Origin of the sequence: Paractinoplanes globisporus DSM 43857, assembly GCF_000379645.1 — a bacterium.
In the GTDB taxonomy this organism is placed as follows: Bacteria; Actinomycetota; Actinomycetes; order Mycobacteriales; family Micromonosporaceae; genus Actinoplanes; species Actinoplanes globisporus.
In genome coordinates, this window is the sequence record NZ_KB903306.1 from 241835 (window position 1) to 261300 (window position 19466).

Here is a 19466-nt window from a genome sequence, read left to right on the forward strand (position 1 = left end):
GCATGGTGAACATCGCGGTGGTGACGGGTGCGTCCAGCGGAATCGGTGCGGCCACGGCTCGGCGCCTGGTTCGAGAGGGTTTCCACGTGGTCGCCGCGGCGCGCCGGGCCGACCGGCTGCAGACGCTGGTCGACGAGATCGAGGCGGCGACCGCGGTCGAGTGCGACGTGACCGACGACGCCTCGGTGGCCGGCCTCGCGTCGGTCGTGGCCGGCCTCGACGGCCCGCTGACCCTGCTGGTGAACAACGCGGGCGGCGCGTTCGGCCTCGACCCGGTGGCGACCGGCTCGGTCGACGACTGGCAGCGGATGTACGACGTGAACGTGCTCGGCACGCTGCGCGTCACGCAGGCGCTGCTGCCGGCGCTGGAGGCGAGCGGCAACGGGACGATCGTGACGGTGGGCTCGACCGCGGCGTTCGTGGTCTACGAGGGCGGCGGCGGTTACTCCGCGGCCAAGCACGCCCAGAACGCCCTGATGGGGACCCTGCGGCTGGAGATCGTCGGGAAGCCGGTGCGGGTCGTGGAGATCGACCCGGGCATGGTGCGCACCGACGAGTTCTCGCTCAAGCGTTTCGGCGGCGATCGGAGCCGGGCCGACGCGATCTACGACGGCGTCAAGGAACCCCTGGTCGCCGACGACATCGCCGACTGCATCGCGTTCGCGGCGACCCGGCCGCACCACGTCAACATCGACCGGCTCGTGGTGCGCCCGATCGCGCAGGCCGCGCAGCACAAGGTCTACCGGGAGAAGTAGGCAGCAGGTGAGCAGGCCGGTCGGCGCGATCACCCGGGGGACGACCAATCCCAACCGGCTCCGCCGCGTCGACAACTTCATCGCGTACCGGTGCGGCGGGCTCCTGCGAGAGGCCACCGACCCCCTGGTCATCGACCTGGGCTATGGGGCCACGCCGGTGACCGCGGTGGAATTGCGCGGCCGTCTGGCGACGGCCGTCCGACCGGACGTCGCGGTGGTGGGTCTGGAGATTGATCCCGTACGCGTCGAAGCCGCGCGGCCGTACGCGGAGCCCCCGGGTCTCGACTTCCGCCGGGGCGGGTTCGAGCTGGCCGGCCTGCGCCCGGTCGTGGTGCGGGCGCTCAACGTGCTGCGGCAGTACGCCGAGGACGAGGTGGCCGCGGCCTGGCGGCAGATGACCGCGACCGGCGCCCTGCTGGTCGAGGGCACCTGCGACGAGCTGGGCCGGATCGCCACCTGGGCGGTGGTCGAGGACGGCGAACCGCGGACGCTCACGCTCTCGGCCCGGCTGTCCTCACTGGACCATCCGGCCACCTTCGCCGAGCGGCTGCCCAAGGCGCTGATCCACCACAACGTCGAGGGCGAGCCGATTCACGACCTGTTGCGCGCGGTGGGCCGGGCGTGGGAGACCGAGGCGACGCCGTTCGGTCCGCGGCAGCGCTGGCTGGCGGCCTGCCGACGGCTGCGCGACGAGGGACACACCGTGCTGGACGGGCCGGCCCGCTGGGGGCGCGGCGAGCTGACTGTGCCGTGGCCGGGAACGAGATCGGGCCGGTCCTCCGCAGTGGACCGGCCCGACCTCAGGGGGTGAGTAAAGCTCTCTAGTTGTCGATGTCGACGTCGAAGATCGGGTTCGCCGCGACCTTGCGGAACGCGGTGAGGCTGTCCGCGGTCGAGTCGACGGCGATGTTCCGGTCGCCGGTGTCGTCCTTCGCGGTGTCGAAGTAGACGATCGCCTTGACCTTCGGGTGCTTCGCGAGCTCGCCCACCACCGTGCCGAACGCGGCAGCCTTGCTGGTCGGGTACGCGATCCGGTGGTACATGCCCCACTCGGCCACCATGATCGGCTTGCTCGGGTGGTTGGTGACCGACCAGTCGTAGAAGCCGAGGCCGCCGCCGGTGGGCCGCCGGTCGAGCAGGCTGCCGAAGTCGCCGAAGTGGTAGTAGCCCTTCTCGACGCTCACGTAGGAGTCGAGGCCGACCCAGTCGACGACGTCGTCACCGGGGTAGAGGTCCTTCCACCAGGACTGCGCCATCCACTTCTCGTTGCCCATCAGCGCGACGACGTTGACCACATTGGTCACACCGTCGGCGCGCAGCCGCCCGATGACGTGCCGGTACATGGCCGCGTAGTCCTTCGCGGTCATCCCCGAGCCGGCAGCCGGGTTCACGTCGTTCTCCGGCTCGTGGTGCAGGGCCAGGAAAAACTTCTGGGTGCCGTAGTTGGCCTTGACGTACGAGGCCCACGCGTCGATGCGCGCGTCCTTGCCGCCGGCCGCGACATTCGCCCAGGTCGTCCCGTACGCGACCTTCCAGTTGAGCAGGAGCACGCGCGGGTGCGCGGCGTCCCGGGTCATCGCGATCTCGGCCTTGGTCGGGAACTTCTCGTCGCCCTTGTGGTAGGCGTGGAAGATCGTCGAGGTGCGGCCGGTGAGCGCCTCCCAGCTCTTGAGGGCGGTGTCGTGCGGGGTGTCGGTGAAGCCGCCGGCCGCCGCTCCCCACAGCACGCCGCAGCTGGGCACGAGCAGCGCGCCGGTCTCGCAGCTCTCGGGTTTGGCCGTCGGTACGGGAGTGCTCGGTGTCGTCGTGACCGGCGTCGTCGCGGCCGGGACGTAGTTGACGACCAGGCGCGGGCCCGCCGTCTTGCCGTCGCCGGACTCGGCCGACAGGAACCGGGTCGCGGTCGTCGTCGAGGCCGAACGCAGCGCGAACGAGTACGTCCCCGCCCCGGTCACCGTGCCGGTGAGGTCGATCGTGACCGAGGTGTCCGAGGTCTTCGGCATCGCCGAACCGACCGCGGCGCCGGCCGCCGGCTGGTTCCCGCCGGTGATCGCGCCCTCGCTCCACGCCCCGGTCACCGGGTACGCGGTGATCCGCGCGGCCGGCGGCGTGCCGTCGAACGGCAGGATCAGCCGGGCGTTGGTGACGGTCGCCCCGGCCGGGAACGACCCGGTCGTGAACTTCACGAAGGAGGTCTTGGTCTCGCCGTCGGCCACGCCCGCGACCAGCTTGTCGGCCGTGCCGAAGTTGGTCTTGGTGCGTACGTTCGAGACGTACGCGTCGTCACCGGCGAAGACAGTGCGGATTGCCGGCGTGGTCGCCGCGTCCGCCGTTCCGGAGATCACGAAGCCGGCGCTCACCGCCGCTCCGATGGCCGCCGCCCCGATCGCTGCCTTTCTGGCCTCCACGTGTTTACCCCCGTGAATAGTCGAATCGCTCGTTCGACCTCCACGTTCGGGCGGGGCGGGTGCCGGGTCGGTCTATGCCCGGGTGCAGCTGAGGTGCGGGCCGATGTGGACCGCGGACCGAAAAAGAGCGCCGCCGTCAGGGTGACGGCGGCGCTCGGGACTCCTTCTTCGTCAGGGCGTTGCCCGCTCGGCCAGCACCGAGCGCAGCGCCTCGATCAGCAGTTCCGTGCTGAACGGTTTCTTGACCAGCAGCGCGTCCTGTTCGATGAGGCCGTCCGCCACGGCCATCTCCTTGGGCAGCCCGGAGATGTAGACGACCCGCATGCCGGGCCGCAGCTCGGTGGCCGTGCGGGACAGCTCACCCCCGGACACCCCGGGCAGGCCCAGGTCGGTGACCAGGATGTCGATCTCGCCGGGATGATCGCGGCAGGCCGCGACGGCCTGCTGCGAGTCGCCCGCGACCAGGGTCTCGAAGCCCCGGCGTTCCAGCATGCGGCGCATGATGTCGCGCAGGTCCTCCTCGTCGTCGACGACGAGGACGGTGGGCCGGTTCTCCGCGTCGGGCGCCTGCGACATGGGTCCTCCTGAGTACGCGTCGAGTTCCCGTTTCACGCTATCGGCACCTGGTTGCGCCAACCGGTCTTTGCGACATCTACGAGCGGGACAGGTAGCCGGTGAACAGCAGCTTGTTGGGCGAGTTCTTGCCGGGACCACGGATCAGGTCGGCGTCCGCGTGGCCGACCAGGTCGTCGCGGACCTGGGCCGGCGTCCAGGAAGGGTGGGCGGCGAGCACCAGCGCCGCGGCGCCGGCCACGTGCGGGCTCGCCATCGACGTGCCGCTCATCAGCTTCGAGCCCGTGTTGGAGTCGCTGGCGGCCGACTGGATCCGGACGCCGGGCGCGAAGATGTCGACACAGGACCCGAAGTTCGAGAACGTCGCGCGGGCGTCGTTCTGGTCGGTGGCGCCCACCGTGATCGCATCCGGGGCGTGTGCCGGCGACTGCTTGCAGGCGTCGCGGTGGTCGTTGCCGGCCGCCACGGCGTATGTGATGCCCTTGGCGATCGAGCGTTCGACCGCGTCGTCGAGCGCCTTGCTGACCGTGCCGCCGAGGCTCATGTTGGCGACAGCCGGTTTGGCCGCGTGCGCGGTGACCCAGTCGATTCCGGCGATGATGTCCGAGTACGCGCCGCTGCCCTTGCAGTCCAGCACCCGCACCGAGACCAGCTTGATGCCGCGGACCACGCCGTAGGTCGCGCCGCCGATCGTGCCGGCCACGTGCGTGCCGTGGCCCTTGCAGTCGTCCGCGTTCGCGTCGTTGTCGACGAAGTCCCAGCCGCTGGTGGCGCGCCCGCCGAACTCCCGGTGCGTGATCCGGATTCCGCTGTCGATCACGTACGCGGTGACGCCCGCCGCCGAGGGAGCGGTGTAGGACTTCGACAGCGGCAGGGCGCGCTGGTCGATCCGGTCCAGGCCCCACGGAGCCGGGTCGTCGGCGGCGGCGACCGTGGCGTCCTGCTCGACGTACTTGACGGACGAGTCGGCGGCGAGGTGCGCGGCCTGCTGGGCAGTCATGGTCGCGTGGAAACCGTGGACGCTCGTGTAGGTGTCGACGAGCTGACCCCCGTACCGCTGAAGAAGGCCGACGCCGGACTCGCCGGGCCGGAGCACGACGATGTAGCTGTTCGCGATGGCGTCGGCGGAGCCGGCGTCGAGGATGACGCCGGTGCGTGCCACGGGCTGATGTGCCATCGCGGTGCCGGCGATGCCGCAGAGCGTGCTGGTGGCGGCGGCGGTGAGCAGTGCGAGGCGACTGGCGAGACGGCCGGTGTGGGTGCGCAAGCTGAGGTTCCTCTCGGTTGGCTTCGGCCCGCTTCACCGGGGGAGACAGGCATGCCGAAGACGGCTGAGGGAAATGGTGGGGAGAGCGCCCTGCGGGAGCGGGATCCTCCGGGTGAGAGCTGGGGTGCAAGGGCTTCCGCCCAGGGCGGACGGCCGGGAAGACCGGAGGCAAAGAGCTAAGGCTGTGCGTAGGGGGGCCGATCTACCCGCTGTACCGCTGCACACCGCCACCGAGCAAGGAGAGCGATATGACCAGCCTGCTGTCGCCCGAGATCACCACCGCTGACGAGCTGACCGATCGCTGTGACCGGTGCAGCGCGGCCGCGAAGCTGGTCGTCAGCCTGGCCAGCGGCGGCGAGCTCGCCTTCTGCGGGCACCACGCGAACCGTCACCGCGAGGACATCGTCCGGGTGGCCGGGCGGATCGTGCTCGAGGAGGGCTTCGAGTGGGCGGGCAAGTAACCACTTGACGAAATAAGCCGCGTTATGCTCATTTCCTCGTATCCGAGGGGATTGTGTGCAAATCGCGGCTCATGATCTAGGACGGCTCTCCCGGCTGACCGCCGGGTGCGCCGGTGTCGCGGTCGCCGTGATCGGCGCCCTCGCCGCGGTTCGCGTGCCGCCGGCCTCCAGGCCGGCGGCCGCTCTGTTTCCGGCCGGCCTCGCCCTGCTGCTGCAGACGCTGCCGGCTTCCAAGGGCACGCGTACGGCGGCTCTCGCGTTCGCCCTGATCGCGGCGGGCGCCGGTGCCCTGTCTCTCGCCTCGCACCCGGCCGCCGCGGCCGCCACCGTGCTCGCCGGTCTCGGCCTGGCCGGTCTGGACCTCCGGGTCGCCCGCTCGCGTTTCCGGGTCGCCGACCCGCTGGTCGCCGGGGCCGCCATCATCGCGCTGGTCGCGCTCGTGCCGAGGATGTTCGATCCGACCTTTCCGCCCGGTCGCGGCCCGGGCGGGGTGATGTCGCCGGCCGCGGCGGGCGGGCTGCTCGCCCTCGCGCTCGGCACCATCCTGGCCCGGCCCGAGACCGGTCCGCTGCGCACCGCCGAGACCACCGCCGGGCCCGGCACCACCGTGCGCCGGACGCTGCCCGCGCTGATCGCCGTGCCCGCCGTCGCCGCCCTGGTCAGCGCCCTCGCCGCGCGTACCGGCATCGGACGCCCGGCCGCCGCGATCAGCACCGGGGCGATCCTCGCGGCGCTCGCCCTGCTCGGCCTCGTCGGCTATCTGGTACGCACGCTGGACACCGCCGACCGGCGGCAGCGGCGGCTGGTCGGCGAGTTGAACGACCGGCAGGAGTTCGCGGCCACGCTGCTGCAGTCGATGAGCGAGGCGGTGATGGTGCTCGACGCCAACCACCGGGTGATCGACGTGAACCGGCGCTGGCGGGAGCTGACCGGGCACGGGCCGGATGAGCCGATCCGCCTGGACCCGCCGCCGCTGCCGCCGGCCGGCGGCGGCGACTACCTGATGCCCCGGGTCGACGGCACAATGGTGCCGGTGCTGGCCACGGTGGCGACGATCCCGGACGCCGAGGGCGCGCCGCGGGCGTACGTGGCGACCTACGTCGACATCGCCGACCGCAAGCGGGCCGAGGAGTCGCTCGGCGAGCAGAACGCCGAGCTGCGGGAGGCCAACGCGCGGCTCGAGGCGGCGCTGGCCTTCAAGAACGATCTGACCTCGATGCTCACCCACGACGTCGCGCAGCCGCTCAGCTCGATCGCGAGCCTCGCCGAGCTGCTCCGGGCCGACTGGGCCGACCTGCCCGACGACATCCGGCTCGAGCTGACCACGAAGATCGACCAGAACACGCAGCGGCTGATCAAGATGATGAACGACCTGCAGCTGCTGTTCCGCCTGGACACCGGCTCGGTCACCGCCCGGCGGGCGCCGGTGCCGCTGCTCGAGGTGGCCGCCTCCTCCGCCGCCACCGGCTTCGACGGTGTCGAGATCGACGTCGCCGAGGAGCTGGCCGTGCTCGCCGACCGCGGGCACCTGACCGTCGTGCTGCAGAACCTGCTGAAGAACGCGCTCACCTACGGCGACCCGCCGGTGCGGCTGGCCGCCCGGCGGCGGGGCGACCTCGTCGAGATCGTCGTGCAGGACAGTGGCCCGGGCGTACCGGAGGAGCTGGTGCCGAGCCTGTTCGGCCGATTCGTGCGCGGGGCCGGGCTCGGGCTGTTCATCGTGCGGCACCTCATGGAGGCGAACGGCGGCTCGGTCCGCTACGAGCGGGCCGAGCCGCGGGGTGCGCGCCTGATCGTCACTCTCGAGGCGGCGCCGATCTAGAGCCTCGTGGGCCTCACATGTCGTGGGCCGAGCCTCGGTCCTCTTCGTTGATCATGCCGTCGCCCCAGGTGTCCTTCTGGTTGGTGCGGCCGCCCATCGGCGCACTGCCGCCGGCCGCGGCGCCCGTGATCGGGCCGGACCGGGCGATCCGGCGGCCGGGGGCCAGCACGTCGTCGAGATCGTGCTCGCCGGTGATGCCCGGCGCCGAGGTGATGTCGACGTTCGTGCCCATCTTGCCGGGGTCCAGATCGTGCCGCGGGAGGTTCACGCGGCTGGCGTTGCTCTGCTCGGCCGCGCTGGTGCCCCAACCGGCGCCCGGGTGCGGGTTGCGGTTGCGGATCCGGGCCGCCACCGCGGCCGGGTTCGCGGCGGTCGTGTTCGGCACGGCCGACAGCCGCTTCGTGCTCGCGCCGGGCGTCGGGCGCTTGGGCGACGGCCGGGTGCCGACCGCCTTGGGCCGCCCGCCCAGCACCCCGCTCTCGACCAGGCCCTTGAAGGTGGTCAGGTCTTCCTTGAGCCGCCTGGTCAGCGATGCCTGTCCGTGCCGGTCGCTCGGCATGAGGAAAGCGATGTCCGCCTCGAGCTGGGCGACGATCTGCGTCTTCGTCTCGCCCAGCGGGCGCAGCGTGATCGTCTCGGCGAGCAGCGGACCCTCCATCGTCGACCAGGAGACTCGCTCGTCGAGTGAGCGCTCGGTGATCTGCGCGTCGAACTCGCGGCGCTTGCCGTCGACATCCATGATCCAGTGCGTCTGGTCGGCGCCGATCGCGGTGACCTCGCGGACCCCGCTCATGAACCGCGGGTAGTTCTCGAACGCGGCGAGTTGCTCGTACACCGTGTGCAGCGGTGCACTCACCTCGATGGCCTGCTGAACCATACTCATCGCATCTCTCCCATGCCTTGCAGGTTTCGACTCGGCATGATCGAGCGTACGGAGACGGTTACTGATCGTGTCTGTTTTCGGTCATACGCGGCGGACGTACTGCCAGTGGCCGACCTCGGCGGCGTACCGGGCGTCACTCGCGGGCACCAGCGTCACGTGCGCCGCGCGCAACAGCGCCACCAGCCGGGCCGACGGGCACCGCCAAGCCTCGCTGATCTCGACGAGCGTGCCGGTCTCGCGGCAGGCGGAGGCGAACGCGGCGGCGAGATCCGGGGTGATCACGGCGTCGTCCAGACCGACCTGGGCGAGCAGGCTCAGCGGGCGGGCGAGCTGGGTGGGCGCGTACCGGGAGGCGCGCTGGAGGCCCTGCACCGTGGCGGTGACCAGGCCCTCGGCGACCTGCTCCGGGGTGAGCTCGCCGGTGGTCAGCATCGCGCGCACCTCGCGCGGGGCGTACAGGCCATGGTTGAGCGGCAGCCGGGAGACCGCGACCGAGACGGCCTCGAGGTGTCCGAGATCGGTCGGCCAGGCCAGCCAGCCGTCCGGCTGCACGACCTCGACCTCGGCGGCGACCCGCAGGGTCATCTCGGTACGCTGGCGGGCGCGGCGCACGGCGTCCGCGTAGGCCGAGAGCCAGGTGGTTTCCGGGCCGACCTGGTCGGCGAAGGTGAGCGCGGTGAGCCCGGCCTGGTCGGCGGCCGAGACCACGACGCCGACGCTGTCCCGGCCGGCCGCGAAGCCGGTGTGCACATGCGCGTCGATCGTGAGGTCCAGCGCCTCGATCACGGATTCCCGCTCTGCGCCCACTGATAACTCCCCGGACTCAAGACGACGGGCTCCTCCCGTCCTGACTCAGAGTGCGGGTGTTGCGTTGACGACGCGGTCCTTGGCCGGTGCAGTCCGGTTTTAAGCGGCCGCTGAGCCGGAGGGGCGGGGTGGTCCCTCACTCCTCCGGCGTCTGCAGCATCTCCGTGACCGCCCGGACCGCGTCCTCGGTGGGCGAGGCCGCCTCGCGGTTGGCCGCCTGCAGTTCCCGGAACACTTCCTCGCGATGGACCTGCACGTCACGCGGCGCCTGGATGCCGAGCCGGATGACATCCCCACGCGCCTCGAGAACCGTGATGATCACGTCGTTGCCGATCATCACGCTCTCCCCTGCCCGGCGGGTCAGCACAAGCATCGTCCGGTGCCCTCCTCCATCCGTGGACGGACAGCATCAATCCGGCGACCGCGCCGGCAACCGGACGTCAGTAGGCCCGGTGCATGATCGCGCGGACCGGGTACCCGGAGCCGCTGAGCACGACCTGCATGGCGCGCATGCTGTCACGGTCGAGAACGATCGGCGCCAGCAGGTTGGCCGTGGTCTCGTCGACGCCGGCCGTGATGACCGTCATCAGCAGCAGGCGGTCGGGGTCCTTCGTGTTCAGGGCCGCGAACACCTCGTTCTCGATCTCCGGCGCGTAGTCCGGGAAGAACGGCTCCGGCGGGGCCACGAGGAAGCGCAGTTCCGGGTCCTGAATGGACGTGAAGGCGTAGAGCAGTCCGTCGTCGTTGAGCCGCACCAGGACGAACTCCCGGTGTGCCGGGAACCCGGGCATGGGTACCGCCATCGAGATGGTCGGCAGGCCCAGCGACGGGTCGATCATCGTGGCCTCAATCGGTCGGGACGCGGTGCGAGTACTCATGGTCACCTCAGGAAATCGATGAGCGAGGGCTGGATCACCTTGGCCGTGGCGGCCAGGGCGGCCTGGTACGAGGTCTGCTGGATCTGCAGTTCCATGATCGCCTTGGGCAGGTCGACATCCTCGATGTCGGACAGCTGCGACGACACGGATAACAGATGGTCATCTGCGGACTGCTTCATCTGTTCAACCCGATTATATCGGGCGCCTACATCCGAAAGGGCGGATTTTAGTAAATCGTGGGCGCTATCGAGATTTTCCAGACCTGTGTTGAGAGCGGTCGAATCGTCGCTGCGGATGGCGTCCGAAATGCTCTTGAGAACGGAGAACAGCTCAGTGCTGCTACCGGGTGTGCCGAACGCCTCCGGGCCGGTGGACTCGATGCGCACCTTGGCGTTCGGCCCGACCGTCCGGGTCGTCGGGTTGTCGTTGCCGACGTACGTGTACTCGCCGGTGGTCGTGTCCTGTTCGTACGCCACCCCGCCCGGCGTCGTGCCGCCGAAGACCGGCCGGTCCATGTACTTGGCGTTGGCCTGGCCGAGCAGCGTCTCCCGGATGTTGTCGATCTCGACGGCCAGCGCATCGCGGGACTGGTCGTTGTTGCCCGAGTTCAGCGCCTGCAGGGTCAGATCGCGGACGCGAATGATCGACGTCGACGCGTCGCCGAGAGTGTCCTGAATGGTCCCGAGCCAGCCGAGGCCGTCCTCGGCGTTGCGCCCGTACTGCTGCGTGGACCGCACCTCGCCGCGCAGCTGCAGCGACGTGACCGTGCCGGTCGGAGAGTCGGACGGCCGGCTCAGCAGCTTGCCGCTGGAGATCTGAGTCTGGATCTTCTGTCCACGCTGGAGGGAGCGCTGCAGGTCGCTCAGCGCCCGGGTCGACATGCTGGTCTCGGTGACCCTGCTGGGAATCGTCATGGTTCACTGCCCCCTGTTGCCGGCCCCTGTTACCGGACCTGGTTACCGGCCCACCAGGCCGGTGCGGTTGATCAGCTGATCGAGCATCGCGTCGATCGTGGTGAGCACGCGCGAGGCCGCCTCGTAACCGCGCTGGTAGGTCAGGAGGTTGGTCATCTCCTCGTCGAGGTTGACCCCCGACTCGGCGTCCCGGGAGGTGTCCACCTGGTCGCGTACCGAATCCTGGATCTCACTGCGGCGGGAGGTCGCCTGGGCCGAGACGCCGAGCCGGCCGATCATCGCCTGATAGGTCGCGTCCGGGCCGGTCGTCGAGTTGCCGATGTCGGCGAGCTTGTCGGCGACGAGGTGATCGAGGGCCGGTGTGGTCGGGTCGGTCGGATCGCCCTTGGAGAACGCGACGTCCTCCGGCTTGGTCACGGCCACCTTGATCGTGGCGGCCGTGGTGCCGGTGAAGAAGTCGCCGCCCGGTACGCCGTCCTTCGTGAAGCCGCCGGCCTGGGCCAGGTTGACCGTGGTGGCGATCGCCTCGGCCACGCCGTCCAGGTCGGACACGATGCCCGGGATGATGGTGTTCATCGTGTCGAGCATGGCGCCCATCGTGCCGCCGGGGGTGGCGTTCGTCTTGGTGTCGTCCCACTGCAGCTCGACCTGATCGGTGCTGGTGATGCCGTCGAGCGTGGTGGGGCCGGTGAGGGTCATCGACCGCGAGTTGAAGCCCTCGACCAGCGCCGTGCTGCCGATGTAGACGTTTACCGCGCCGTTCGGCGTGGCCTGCGCGCTCGCCCCGGCCAGCTCGGACAGCTCCATGATCTTGCTGTCGCGCTGGTCCTGGAGCTCGTTGGCCGGGAGGCCGGCCTGCTGCGCGATGACGATCTCGTGGTTCATCTGGGCGATCGAGCTGCCCAGCGCGTTGACCTGATCGACGTACGCGTCCATCTCGTTGTTCTGCGACTGGAACTGGTTGGACAGCGAGCCGTGGGCGTCGTTGAGGGTGACCGCCACCGTGTTGCTGCGCTCGATCAGCGCCGTCCGGGTCGAGGGGTCCTGCCAGTTGTTCGCCACGTCGTTCCAGGCGTCCCACATGTCGTGCAGACGGGCCTGCAGCGCGGTGTCGCTCGGCTCGGCCAGCACGCTCTCGATCTGGTCGTACGAGGCCTTCTGGCTGGACAGGTACGCCGAGTTCGCGTGCTCGGTGCGCCCGCGCTCCTCGAGGTAGACGTTGCGGCCACGCTCCACGGCGGCGACCGTGACGCCGGTGCCGACCTGCTCGGTCGTGGCGTACACGCCGGGGTTCAGACTGCCGGTCTGCGCCTGCATCCGTACCCGCTGCCGGGTGTAGCCCTCGGTGTTCGCGTTGGCGATGTTCTGCCCGGTGACGTCCAGGCCGCGGCGCTGCGCGTAGAGAGAGGTCAGCGCCGTGTTGATACCGCCGAATGTGCTCGCCATCAGATCGCCTCATCCACCAGGCTGGAGCGGCGCACGCCGCCGGAAACGGTCTGGCCCTGCGGTCCGTACGTTTCCACAGTTTCGGCGAACGCGAGCATGGTTTCGCGCGCTGCGCGCTGGCCGGCCGTGAGCAGGTCCCGGTTGACGTCGGCGAGCGCCGCGATCTCGGACGTCAGCATCAGAAAAGCCTTACGGTGCTGGTGAAGAAGGTCCGCCCAGGGCGGGGGCGCCGCGTCGGCCAGCTCGCCCAGCGAGGCCTCCGGATTGAGCCCGAGCTCGACGGCGACGTCCTGTGCGTAGGCGGCCCGGATGACCTCGGTCTGCCGAATCTGGTCGAGCACCACCTCCACCTCGCGGGTGGCGTGACTGAGCCAGCGGGAGCGGTTGGACGCGAGGAGCAACTGCTCCTCCTCAAGCTTGAACAGCAGCATCTCCAGCAGCTCACGTGATCGCCACAGGACGCTGGCCAGGTCGGTCAGACTCACCCTGGTCCTCCGTCTCGCTTCTGGTCGGGCGTGCCCCCTCGACATGCCCGCTCATTCGGACAGGTCGGCACGTCCGCCGCTCCGCTGAGGAATTTCCCCCGATCGGACCATCAAGGGCTTTCTTCCGGTTCGCCGGAAAAGGGCGAAGAAATCTCGGAGACTGCTCATGACCGGCGGCGGCACGCCGATCGGACCCGGCGTAACGCCACGGCTCACGGATGGGCCGGACTGACCCCTCAAGGAGGAAATTCACATGGGTCTCCGCATCAACCAGAACATCGCCGCGCAGAACGCCTACCGGAACCTGTCGATCACCGACAGCCAGATGTCGAAGTCGCTGGAGAAGCTGTCCAGTGGTTTCCGCATCAACCGTGCGGCCGACGACGCGGCCGGCCTCTCGATCTCCGAGGGCCTGCGCTCGCAGATCGGCGGTCTCAAGGTCGCCGTGCGCAACACCCAGGACGGCGTCAGCGTCGCGCAGACCGCCGAGGGTTCGCTCAACGAGGTCACCTCGATCCTGCAGCGCATGCGCGACCTCGCCGTGCAGGCATCCAACTCCGGCGCCACCGACGCGGACGCGGCCGCTGCCGCCAACAAGGAGATGTCGCAGCTCAACGCGGAGCTTGACCGGATCGGCAGCACCACCGCCTTCGGCAAGCAGAAGCTGCTCGACGGGACCTTCGGTGCCACGGTGAAGACCCACTTCACCGATGCGGCGACCAACTCCATCACCACCGACTCGGGCAAGCTGGCGTCGCTCGACCCGACCGGAAAGATCGTGGCGCCGACCCGTACCGCCGCGGACGGCATCACCCCCGTCTGGGGCTTCAGCCTCACCCAGGTCGCCGGCCTCAGCAAGGCGCCGAACGACACCGGCACGACCGACCTCACGAGCACGCCGATCGCCGTCGAGATTCCGGCGCTCGCCTCGGACGCGACGCCGCAGGACGTCGCGAAGGCGGTCAACAGCGCCCTCTCCGACGCGCTGAAGGCGCGCGGCTTCCAGGGCAACGAGATCACCATGTCGGTCAAGGTCGACGCCAACAACGCGACCACGTACAGCATGAGCGGCGCCGGTGACTTCACCGTCGACGACACCGCCGACGGCATCCTGAGCGGCGCGCCCGCGGTCGCGGCCGGAGCGACGGTCAACACCGGCGGTCTCGGCATCGACCTGACCACGGCGCTCGACACCACCGGTGGCAACAAGGGCGCGTTCCAGGTCGGCGCGAACGCCAACCAGAAGATCAACATCCAGATCGGCGCCGTGGACTCGCAGAACCTGGGCACCGCTGCCCTGGACCTGACCAGCGACCCGGACACCGCGATCACGGTTCTCGACAAGGCGCTCCAGTCGGTCTCCGACTCGCGTGCCTCGCTCGGTGCGTACCAGAACCGGTTCGACCACACGATCAACAACCTGAACGTGGCGGTCGAGAACCTGTCCGCGTCGGAGTCGCGCATCCGCGACACCGACATGGCCCAGGAGATGGTGTCCTACACCCGGGCGCAGATCCTGACCCAGGCCGGCACGTCGATGCTGTCGCAGGCGAACCAGTCCGCGCAGAACGTGCTCTCGCTGCTCCGCTAACCGAGTTACCACCCTCGCGAACTGAATACTCAACGCTCACAGCCGAATAGGTGGGGGTAGCTGGCAGACGGCGCCGGCTGCCCCCGCTTCTTTTTCCGCTTGAAAGGCAGGCCACTGTGACCAGCTCTGTTGACGGACTCGTCAGCGGCCTCAGCACCTCGTCCCTGATCCAGCAGCTCATGACGGTCGAGGCCGCTCCGCAGGACCGGCTCAAGACCAAGGTGTCCACGGCGCAGACCGCCGTGACCTCATATCAGTCGGTCAACTCGAAGATCTCCACGTTCAAGAGCGCCGGCGACGCCCTCAGCCAGCTCTCCTCGTGGCGCGCCATCAAGGCGACCTCGAGCTCCACCAGCGTCAGCGCGACCACGTCGACCAACATCAACGCCGCTACCGGCAGCCTCTCCTTCAACGTGACGTCGCTGGCCTCGAAGCAGGTCACCACGCTGCCGGTGACGACGTTCTACGCCAAGGACGCGGACGGCAAGCTGGACGACCCGGTTCAGCTGAACGTCCCCGACACGATCACGGTCACCACCGGGTCGTACGACGCGGACGGGGTCTTCACCGCCGGATCGGGCCAGCCGGTGTCGGTCGACATCCACGCGGACAAGTCGGCGGCCGGGATCGCCAAGGCCCTCAACGCGGCCAACGCGGGCGTCACGGCGTACGTGATGAAGACCGGCGACACCGCCGGCGTCCTGCAGATGACCAGCGCCAAGTCCGGCGCGTCCAACGGCTTCCAGATCGACGGCCTGGACGGCGCGGGCTCGGGCGGCGAGGTGCCACTGACCACGTACGCGTCCGACGCGCAGCTCACGGTCAACGGCGGCGGTGGCAGCACGTACACCGTCAACAGCAGCACCAACACGTTCACCAACCTGATGGCCGGCGTGACCCTGACCGTGTCGCAGAAGGAGAACAACGTCACCGTCGACGTCTCCAACGACACCGGCGCGATCGCCGACAAGTTCCAGGCGATGGTGGACGCGGCCAACGCCGCGCTCACCGAGATCGGCACGCAGACCAAGTACGACGCCGCCACCAAGACCGGCTCGCCGCTGACCGGCGACTTCGCCGTGCGCAACATGTCGCAGCAGATCCTCGGCTCGGTCAGCCTCGGCGTCGACTGGAGCGCCGAGAAGAAGGCCGGCACGGACATCTCGGGGAAGATCAACACGCTCAAGGAGCTGGGCATCCAGCTCGACTCGACCGGGCAGCTGAGCTTCGACCGGGCCGCGTTCCTGAACACGTACTCCGAGGACCCCGCCCGCGCCCAGGAGGCCGGCATCCGGTTCGGCGACACCATCGAGAAGATGGGCGGCACGATGTCGACCAACCTCACCTCGGTGATCACCGGCCGGAACAACGAGATCAGCAGCCTCAACGACCAGATCAGCAACTGGGACGTCCGGCTCGCCGCGAAGCGGGAGGCGCTGCAGAAGCAGTACTCCGACCTCGAGGTGGCGCTCGGCAAGCTCAAGGACCAGTCCAGCTGGCTCTCCGGCCAGCTCGCCGGCCTCTCCTGATTGGAAACCGATGACTTCTCCGCAGTTGCGTGACCGCTACCTGCAGGACTCGATCAACACGGCCTCGCCCGGCAAGCTCCTGCTCATGCTGTACGACCGGCTCGTGCTCGACCTCATGAAGGCCGAGGAGGCGCTGCAAGCGAACGACCGGGAGCAGTCGCACGAGCGGCTCACCCACGCCCAGGAGATCGTCCTCGAGCTGCGCACCAGCCTCGACGTGGAGGCCTGGTCCGGCGCTCCTGCGCTGGCCAACCTCTACGGCTACCTGCTCACCGAGCTCATCGGGGCGAACATCGCCCGCGACACCGATCGGGTGGCCGCGTGCCGGACTCTGGTCGAGCCGCTGCGCGACGCCTGGCGAGAGGCGGCCGCCGCGGCGGTCGCCGGCTGAGCCGATGGCCGACGACTGGCGCGGCGCCTGGACCGCCGCCCTGGACGATCTCGAGCTCGACGTGTCGCAGGTCGAGATCATGCTGGCCGACGAGCACCGGCACGCCGAGACGCCGCCGGCCAGCCTGTGGCGCCCGCCCACCGAGCTCGGCGCGCTGCCGCTGGAGCTCAAGCCGCGGGCCGACGAGATCCTCACCCGCCAGCTGCGGGCCGCCGAGGAGATCGCCCGGCGGCTCACCGCCAACCGGCAGCAGATGGCGATGACCTCGCGGATCGAGACGGGCGAGGCGATCAAGCGCCCCGTCTACGTCGACTGCGCGATGTGACCGCGTCCCGGAGTCCCCCTGGGGGCTCCGGGACGTTTTCGTGTGCAACCTCGCGGCAACCGTTACACGCTCAGCGGATCGCAGGTCAGGCCGAACTGCATGGTACGAGCACGGATTGCTCAGAGGAAAAGCCACGGATCGGCGCCCCTTGACTCATCCAAGGAGCTGCTGTGTTCGACGATCTCTCGTCGTCCTCCCTTCGCGTCGCCGCCGCGGGTCTCGCCGCCCGGCAGAGCGCCATCGCCAACAACATCGCGAACATCGAAACCCCCGGCTATCGGGCCCGTAAGGTGGAATTCGAGCAGGCCCTGCACGGTGCGGTCGCCCGGGGCGAGTCGCCGGCCGGGATCACCCCGAGCACGCAGACCTCGCTGGAACCCACGCGGCTCAACGGCAGCAACGTCAACCTCGACGAGGAGACGCTGTCGCACATCGACACCACGATGCGCTACCAGCTGACCCTGCGGGCCATGGACAGCAAGTACGGCATGCTGCGCGACGCCATCAAGGGGGCCTGATAGATGAGCACGTTCAACGCGATCGGGGTCGCCGGCACCGGCGTCACCGTCTACCGCAAGTGGCTCGACGCGGTGTCGGACAACATCGCCAACATCGACAACGTCAGCCGCACCTCGGAGAAGGCCTTCCAGGCCCGGTACGTCGTCGCCCAGGAGGCGCAGGACGGCAACGGCGCCGAGGTCGGCGGCGTCGCCTTCGGCAGCGCGCAAGGCATTCTCACGTACGACCCGGAGAACCCGCTGGCCGACGCCAAGGGCTACGTCCGGCGCCCGGACATCGACCTCGGCGGCCAGATGGCCCAGATGATGATGGCCCAGCGCGCCTACCAGGCGAACCTGGCGGTCGTCGACCGGGCCAAGGACTCGTACACCGCCGCGATCAACCTCGGAAAGTGAGGACGACGTAGATGACCTCTCCCATCAGCGCGCTTTCCGCGGTCGGCGGTCTCGACCCCGTGCAGGGCATCGACGGGCTCGCCGCGAGCGCCGGAACGACCGCCGCCCAGGGTCCGAACGAGGACTTCACGAGCATGCTCTCGAAGGGCCTGCAGTCCGTGCAGGACTCGCAGACCAACGCGGACAACCTCGCGGTTCAGGTCGCCGACGGGACGCTGCAGGACCCGGCGCAGTACACCATGGCCGCGACCGAGGCCTCCCTCGGACTTCAGCTCACGCTCGCCATCCGGAACAAGGCCGTCGAAGCCTTCCAGGAGATCATGAGGATGCAGGCCTGACATGACGGACCGCCTTCCCGCTCCGGTTCGCCGCATCACGGACACCTTCCGGTCCTTCACGCCGGGCCAGAAGGCCGTCACCATCGCGGCGGTGATCGCCCTCATCGTGGGCGCCTACTTCTTCGCCACGTGGGCGTCGAAGCCGACGTACTCGATCCTGTTCAACAACCTGTCGACCAAGGACGCCAGCGCGATCGTCGAGTCGCTGCAAAAGGGCGGCACCAAGTACGAGCTGGCCAACGACGGGCAGACCATCCTGGTCCCGCAGGACCAGGTGAACAGCCTGCGACTGTCGCTGAGCGGCGAGGGCCTGCCCGGCGACGCCGGCACCGGCTACGCGCTGCTCGACCAGCAGGGCATCACCACCAGCGACTTCATGCAGCACACGAACTACCAGCGGGCCCTGGAAGGCGAGCTCTCCAACACCATCAAGTCGATCGACGGCGTCGAGGCGGCCACCGTGCACCTCGTCATCCCGCAGAAGGACGTCTTCGCGGACGACCAGGACAAGCCCACCGCCTCGGTCCTGGTCGCCTCGAAGACCACCCAGCCGCTGAGCAGCCAGCAGGTGCAGGCCATCGTGCACCTGGTCGCCTCCAGCGTCGAGGGCCTCGACCCGACCGAGATCACCGTGGCCGGCGCGGACGGCAAGATCCTGTCCACCGGCGGCGGCGAGGCCATCGGCACGGGCGGGGACAACGGCAACGAGGCGCAGACGATCGCGTTCCAGAACCGGATGAACCAGTCGCTGCAGAACATGCTCGACAGCGTGGTCGGCCCGGGGCACGCGGTGGTCACCACCACCGCCGAGCTGGACTTCGACCAGACCCAGACGACCAGCAAGACCTACAACTCCGACCCGTCGCTGCCGGCGCTCTCCGAGAGCAACAGCCGCGAGGCGTACAACGGGGCCGGCAACTGTGCCGGCGGCGTCCTCGGCCCGGACAACATCTCGGGCCCGGGCTGCAACACCGGCACCACCGGCACCGGCCAGTACGAGAACAGCCAGTCCGTCAAGAACAACGCCATCAACGAGACCAACGAGGTCCGCAAGAGCGCGCCCGGCAGCATCAAGAAGATGAACGTCGCGGTCCTGCTGGACAGCACCACGGCCGGCACCATCGACCCGGCCCAGGTGCAGCAGCTGGTCAGCGCGGCGGCCGGCGTCGACGCCACCCGCGGCGACACGATCGCGGTCAGCGCGATGCCGTTCGACACCAGCGCGGCCCAGGCCGCCCAGAAGGCCCTGAACGCGGCCGCGGCGGCCGACCAGTCGGCCAAGCAGGTGTCGCTGATCAAGACCGGCGCGCTCGGCGCCGTGGTCCTGGCGCTGCTCTTCCTCGCCTGGCGGGCCAGCCGCCGGTCGAAGAAGCGCAAGTCGCTGACCGCGGAGGAGCGCAGGCACCTCGAGGACATGCAGGCCGCGCTCGAGCAGCAACGCCTGATCGAGCTGAACGAGGCGATCCCGGCCCAGATGCTCGAGGCCGCGCCCGAGACGTACTCGGACGGGGAGGCCCGCGAGGAGCGCGTGCGGGAGATCGAGCAGATGGTCAAGGACCAGCCCGAGGAGATGGCAACGCTGCTGCGCGGCTGGCTCGCCGCCGACGCGGCGCACTGAGCCCGGACGGGCGGCCGGCTTTCGCCGGCCGCCCGTTTTGCTGCGATCTGCGTTTTAAGAT

General features: G+C 69.5%; 22 protein-coding genes. 12 read left to right on the top strand and 10 right to left on the bottom strand.

Annotated elements, in window-relative coordinates; translation table 11 throughout:
• Nucleotides 1-2 precede the first annotated feature (2 nt).
• Both A3CQ_RS0121440 and A3CQ_RS53600 read left to right on the top strand, forming a co-directional pair.
• Nucleotides 3-755, top strand: coding sequence for an SDR family NAD(P)-dependent oxidoreductase (locus A3CQ_RS0121440; protein ID WP_020513003.1), 753 nt, complete (start codon nucleotides 3-5; stop codon nucleotides 753-755).
• A 7-nt stretch (nucleotides 756-762) separates the two neighbouring features.
• Nucleotides 763-1566: a hypothetical protein gene (locus A3CQ_RS53600; RefSeq protein WP_020513004.1), complete on the top strand. Its 804-nt coding sequence runs from the start codon at nucleotides 763-765 to the stop codon at nucleotides 1564-1566.
• Between the two features lie 10 nt (nucleotides 1567-1576).
• On the opposite strand, the gene A3CQ_RS0121450 is transcribed toward A3CQ_RS53600, so the two are convergent.
• The 3 genes from A3CQ_RS0121450 to A3CQ_RS0121460 form a co-directional block, all read right to left on the bottom strand.
• Nucleotides 1577-3163: a CBM96 family carbohydrate-binding protein gene (locus A3CQ_RS0121450; protein WP_020513005.1), complete on the bottom strand. Its 1587-nt coding sequence runs from the start codon at nucleotides 3161-3163 to the stop codon at nucleotides 1577-1579.
• Nucleotides 3164-3334: 171 nt separating this feature from the next.
• A complete protein-coding gene (locus A3CQ_RS0121455) occupies nucleotides 3335-3739 on the bottom strand; it encodes a response regulator (protein WP_020513006.1) in 405 nt (134 codons plus the stop codon).
• Between the two features lie 76 nt (nucleotides 3740-3815).
• The gene (locus tag A3CQ_RS0121460) at nucleotides 3816-5003 is read right to left on the bottom strand and encodes a S8 family peptidase (protein WP_020513007.1); all 1188 of its coding nucleotides are present in this window, start codon (nucleotides 5001-5003) and stop codon (nucleotides 3816-3818) included.
• A 248-nt stretch (nucleotides 5004-5251) separates the two neighbouring features.
• On the opposite strand from A3CQ_RS0121460, the gene A3CQ_RS0121465 reads away from it, so the two are divergent.
• Together A3CQ_RS0121465 and A3CQ_RS0121470 are read left to right on the top strand one after the other, a co-directional pair.
• A complete protein-coding gene (locus A3CQ_RS0121465) occupies nucleotides 5252-5464 on the top strand; it encodes a DUF7455 domain-containing protein (protein WP_020513008.1) in 213 nt (70 codons plus the stop codon).
• Between the two features lie 55 nt (nucleotides 5465-5519).
• A complete protein-coding gene (locus A3CQ_RS0121470) occupies nucleotides 5520-7286 on the top strand; it encodes a sensor histidine kinase (protein WP_245577293.1) in 1767 nt (588 codons plus the stop codon).
• 13 nt (nucleotides 7287-7299) lie between these two features.
• Here A3CQ_RS0121470 and A3CQ_RS0121475 read toward each other — a convergent pair whose 3' ends face one another.
• The 7 genes from A3CQ_RS0121475 to A3CQ_RS0121505 all read right to left on the bottom strand — a co-directional run bounded on the left by A3CQ_RS0121475 (nucleotide 7300) and on the right by A3CQ_RS0121505 (nucleotide 12699).
• Entirely contained in the window at nucleotides 7300-8169 is an 870-nt protein-coding gene (locus tag A3CQ_RS0121475; protein ID WP_157296129.1) for an SRPBCC family protein, read from the bottom strand.
• An 81-nt stretch (nucleotides 8170-8250) separates the two neighbouring features.
• A complete protein-coding gene (locus A3CQ_RS0121480; RefSeq protein WP_020513011.1) occupies nucleotides 8251-8976 on the bottom strand; it encodes a hypothetical protein in 726 nt (241 codons plus the stop codon).
• A 136-nt stretch (nucleotides 8977-9112) separates the two neighbouring features.
• Complete coding sequence (csrA, locus tag A3CQ_RS0121485) at nucleotides 9113-9349, bottom strand: carbon storage regulator CsrA (protein WP_020513012.1); 237 nt, start codon at nucleotides 9347-9349, stop codon at nucleotides 9113-9115.
• Nucleotides 9350-9416: 67 nt separating this feature from the next.
• The gene (gene fliW, locus A3CQ_RS0121490; RefSeq protein ID WP_051115304.1) at nucleotides 9417-9854 is read right to left on the bottom strand and encodes a flagellar assembly protein FliW; all 438 of its coding nucleotides are present in this window, start codon (nucleotides 9852-9854) and stop codon (nucleotides 9417-9419) included.
• A 2-nt stretch (nucleotides 9855-9856) separates the two neighbouring features.
• Nucleotides 9857-10768, bottom strand: coding sequence for a flagellin N-terminal helical domain-containing protein (locus tag A3CQ_RS0121495; RefSeq protein WP_020513014.1), 912 nt, complete (start codon nucleotides 10766-10768; stop codon nucleotides 9857-9859).
• A gap of 42 nt (nucleotides 10769-10810) precedes the next feature.
• On the bottom strand, nucleotides 10811-12214 hold the full coding sequence (gene flgK / locus A3CQ_RS0121500) for a flagellar hook-associated protein FlgK (protein WP_020513015.1): 1404 nt from the start codon (nucleotides 12212-12214) through the stop codon (nucleotides 10811-10813).
• Nucleotides 12214-12699 carry a flagellar protein FlgN gene (locus A3CQ_RS0121505; RefSeq protein ID WP_020513016.1) on the bottom strand — a complete coding sequence of 162 codons (486 nt, stop codon included), beginning with the start codon at nucleotides 12697-12699 and terminating at the stop codon, nucleotides 12214-12216. The genes flgK and A3CQ_RS0121505 overlap by 1 nt, the downstream gene beginning before the upstream one ends.
• Before the next feature lie 253 nt (nucleotides 12700-12952).
• Here A3CQ_RS0121505 and A3CQ_RS63695 point away from each other — a divergent pair, with 253 nt between their 5' ends.
• From A3CQ_RS63695 to fliF, 8 genes are all read left to right on the top strand, one after another.
• On the top strand, nucleotides 12953-14290 hold the full coding sequence (locus tag A3CQ_RS63695; protein WP_020513017.1) for a flagellin N-terminal helical domain-containing protein: 1338 nt from the start codon (nucleotides 12953-12955) through the stop codon (nucleotides 14288-14290).
• A gap of 116 nt (nucleotides 14291-14406) precedes the next feature.
• Nucleotides 14407-15819, top strand: a complete 1413-nt coding sequence (gene fliD / locus A3CQ_RS0121515; protein WP_020513018.1) for a flagellar filament capping protein FliD — start codon at nucleotides 14407-14409, stop codon at nucleotides 15817-15819.
• Between the two features lie 10 nt (nucleotides 15820-15829).
• A complete protein-coding gene (fliS, locus tag A3CQ_RS0121520) occupies nucleotides 15830-16210 on the top strand; it encodes a flagellar export chaperone FliS (RefSeq protein ID WP_026205995.1) in 381 nt (126 codons plus the stop codon).
• A 4-nt stretch (nucleotides 16211-16214) separates the two neighbouring features.
• Nucleotides 16215-16535, top strand: coding sequence for a hypothetical protein (locus A3CQ_RS0121525; RefSeq protein WP_020513020.1), 321 nt, complete (start codon nucleotides 16215-16217; stop codon nucleotides 16533-16535).
• A 170-nt stretch (nucleotides 16536-16705) separates the two neighbouring features.
• Entirely contained in the window at nucleotides 16706-17053 is a 348-nt protein-coding gene (locus tag A3CQ_RS0121530; RefSeq protein ID WP_020513021.1) for a flagellar basal body rod protein FlgB, read from the top strand.
• Between the two features lie 3 nt (nucleotides 17054-17056).
• Complete coding sequence (locus A3CQ_RS0121535) at nucleotides 17057-17449, top strand: flagellar basal body rod protein FlgC (RefSeq protein ID WP_020513022.1); 393 nt, start codon at nucleotides 17057-17059, stop codon at nucleotides 17447-17449.
• 11 nt (nucleotides 17450-17460) lie between these two features.
• A complete protein-coding gene (gene fliE / locus A3CQ_RS0121540; RefSeq protein ID WP_020513023.1) occupies nucleotides 17461-17787 on the top strand; it encodes a flagellar hook-basal body complex protein FliE in 327 nt (108 codons plus the stop codon).
• A gap of 1 nt (nucleotide 17788) precedes the next feature.
• Nucleotides 17789-19405, top strand: coding sequence for a flagellar basal-body MS-ring/collar protein FliF (gene fliF, locus A3CQ_RS0121545; protein ID WP_020513024.1), 1617 nt, complete (start codon nucleotides 17789-17791; stop codon nucleotides 19403-19405).
• Nucleotides 19406-19466 lie beyond the last annotated feature (61 nt).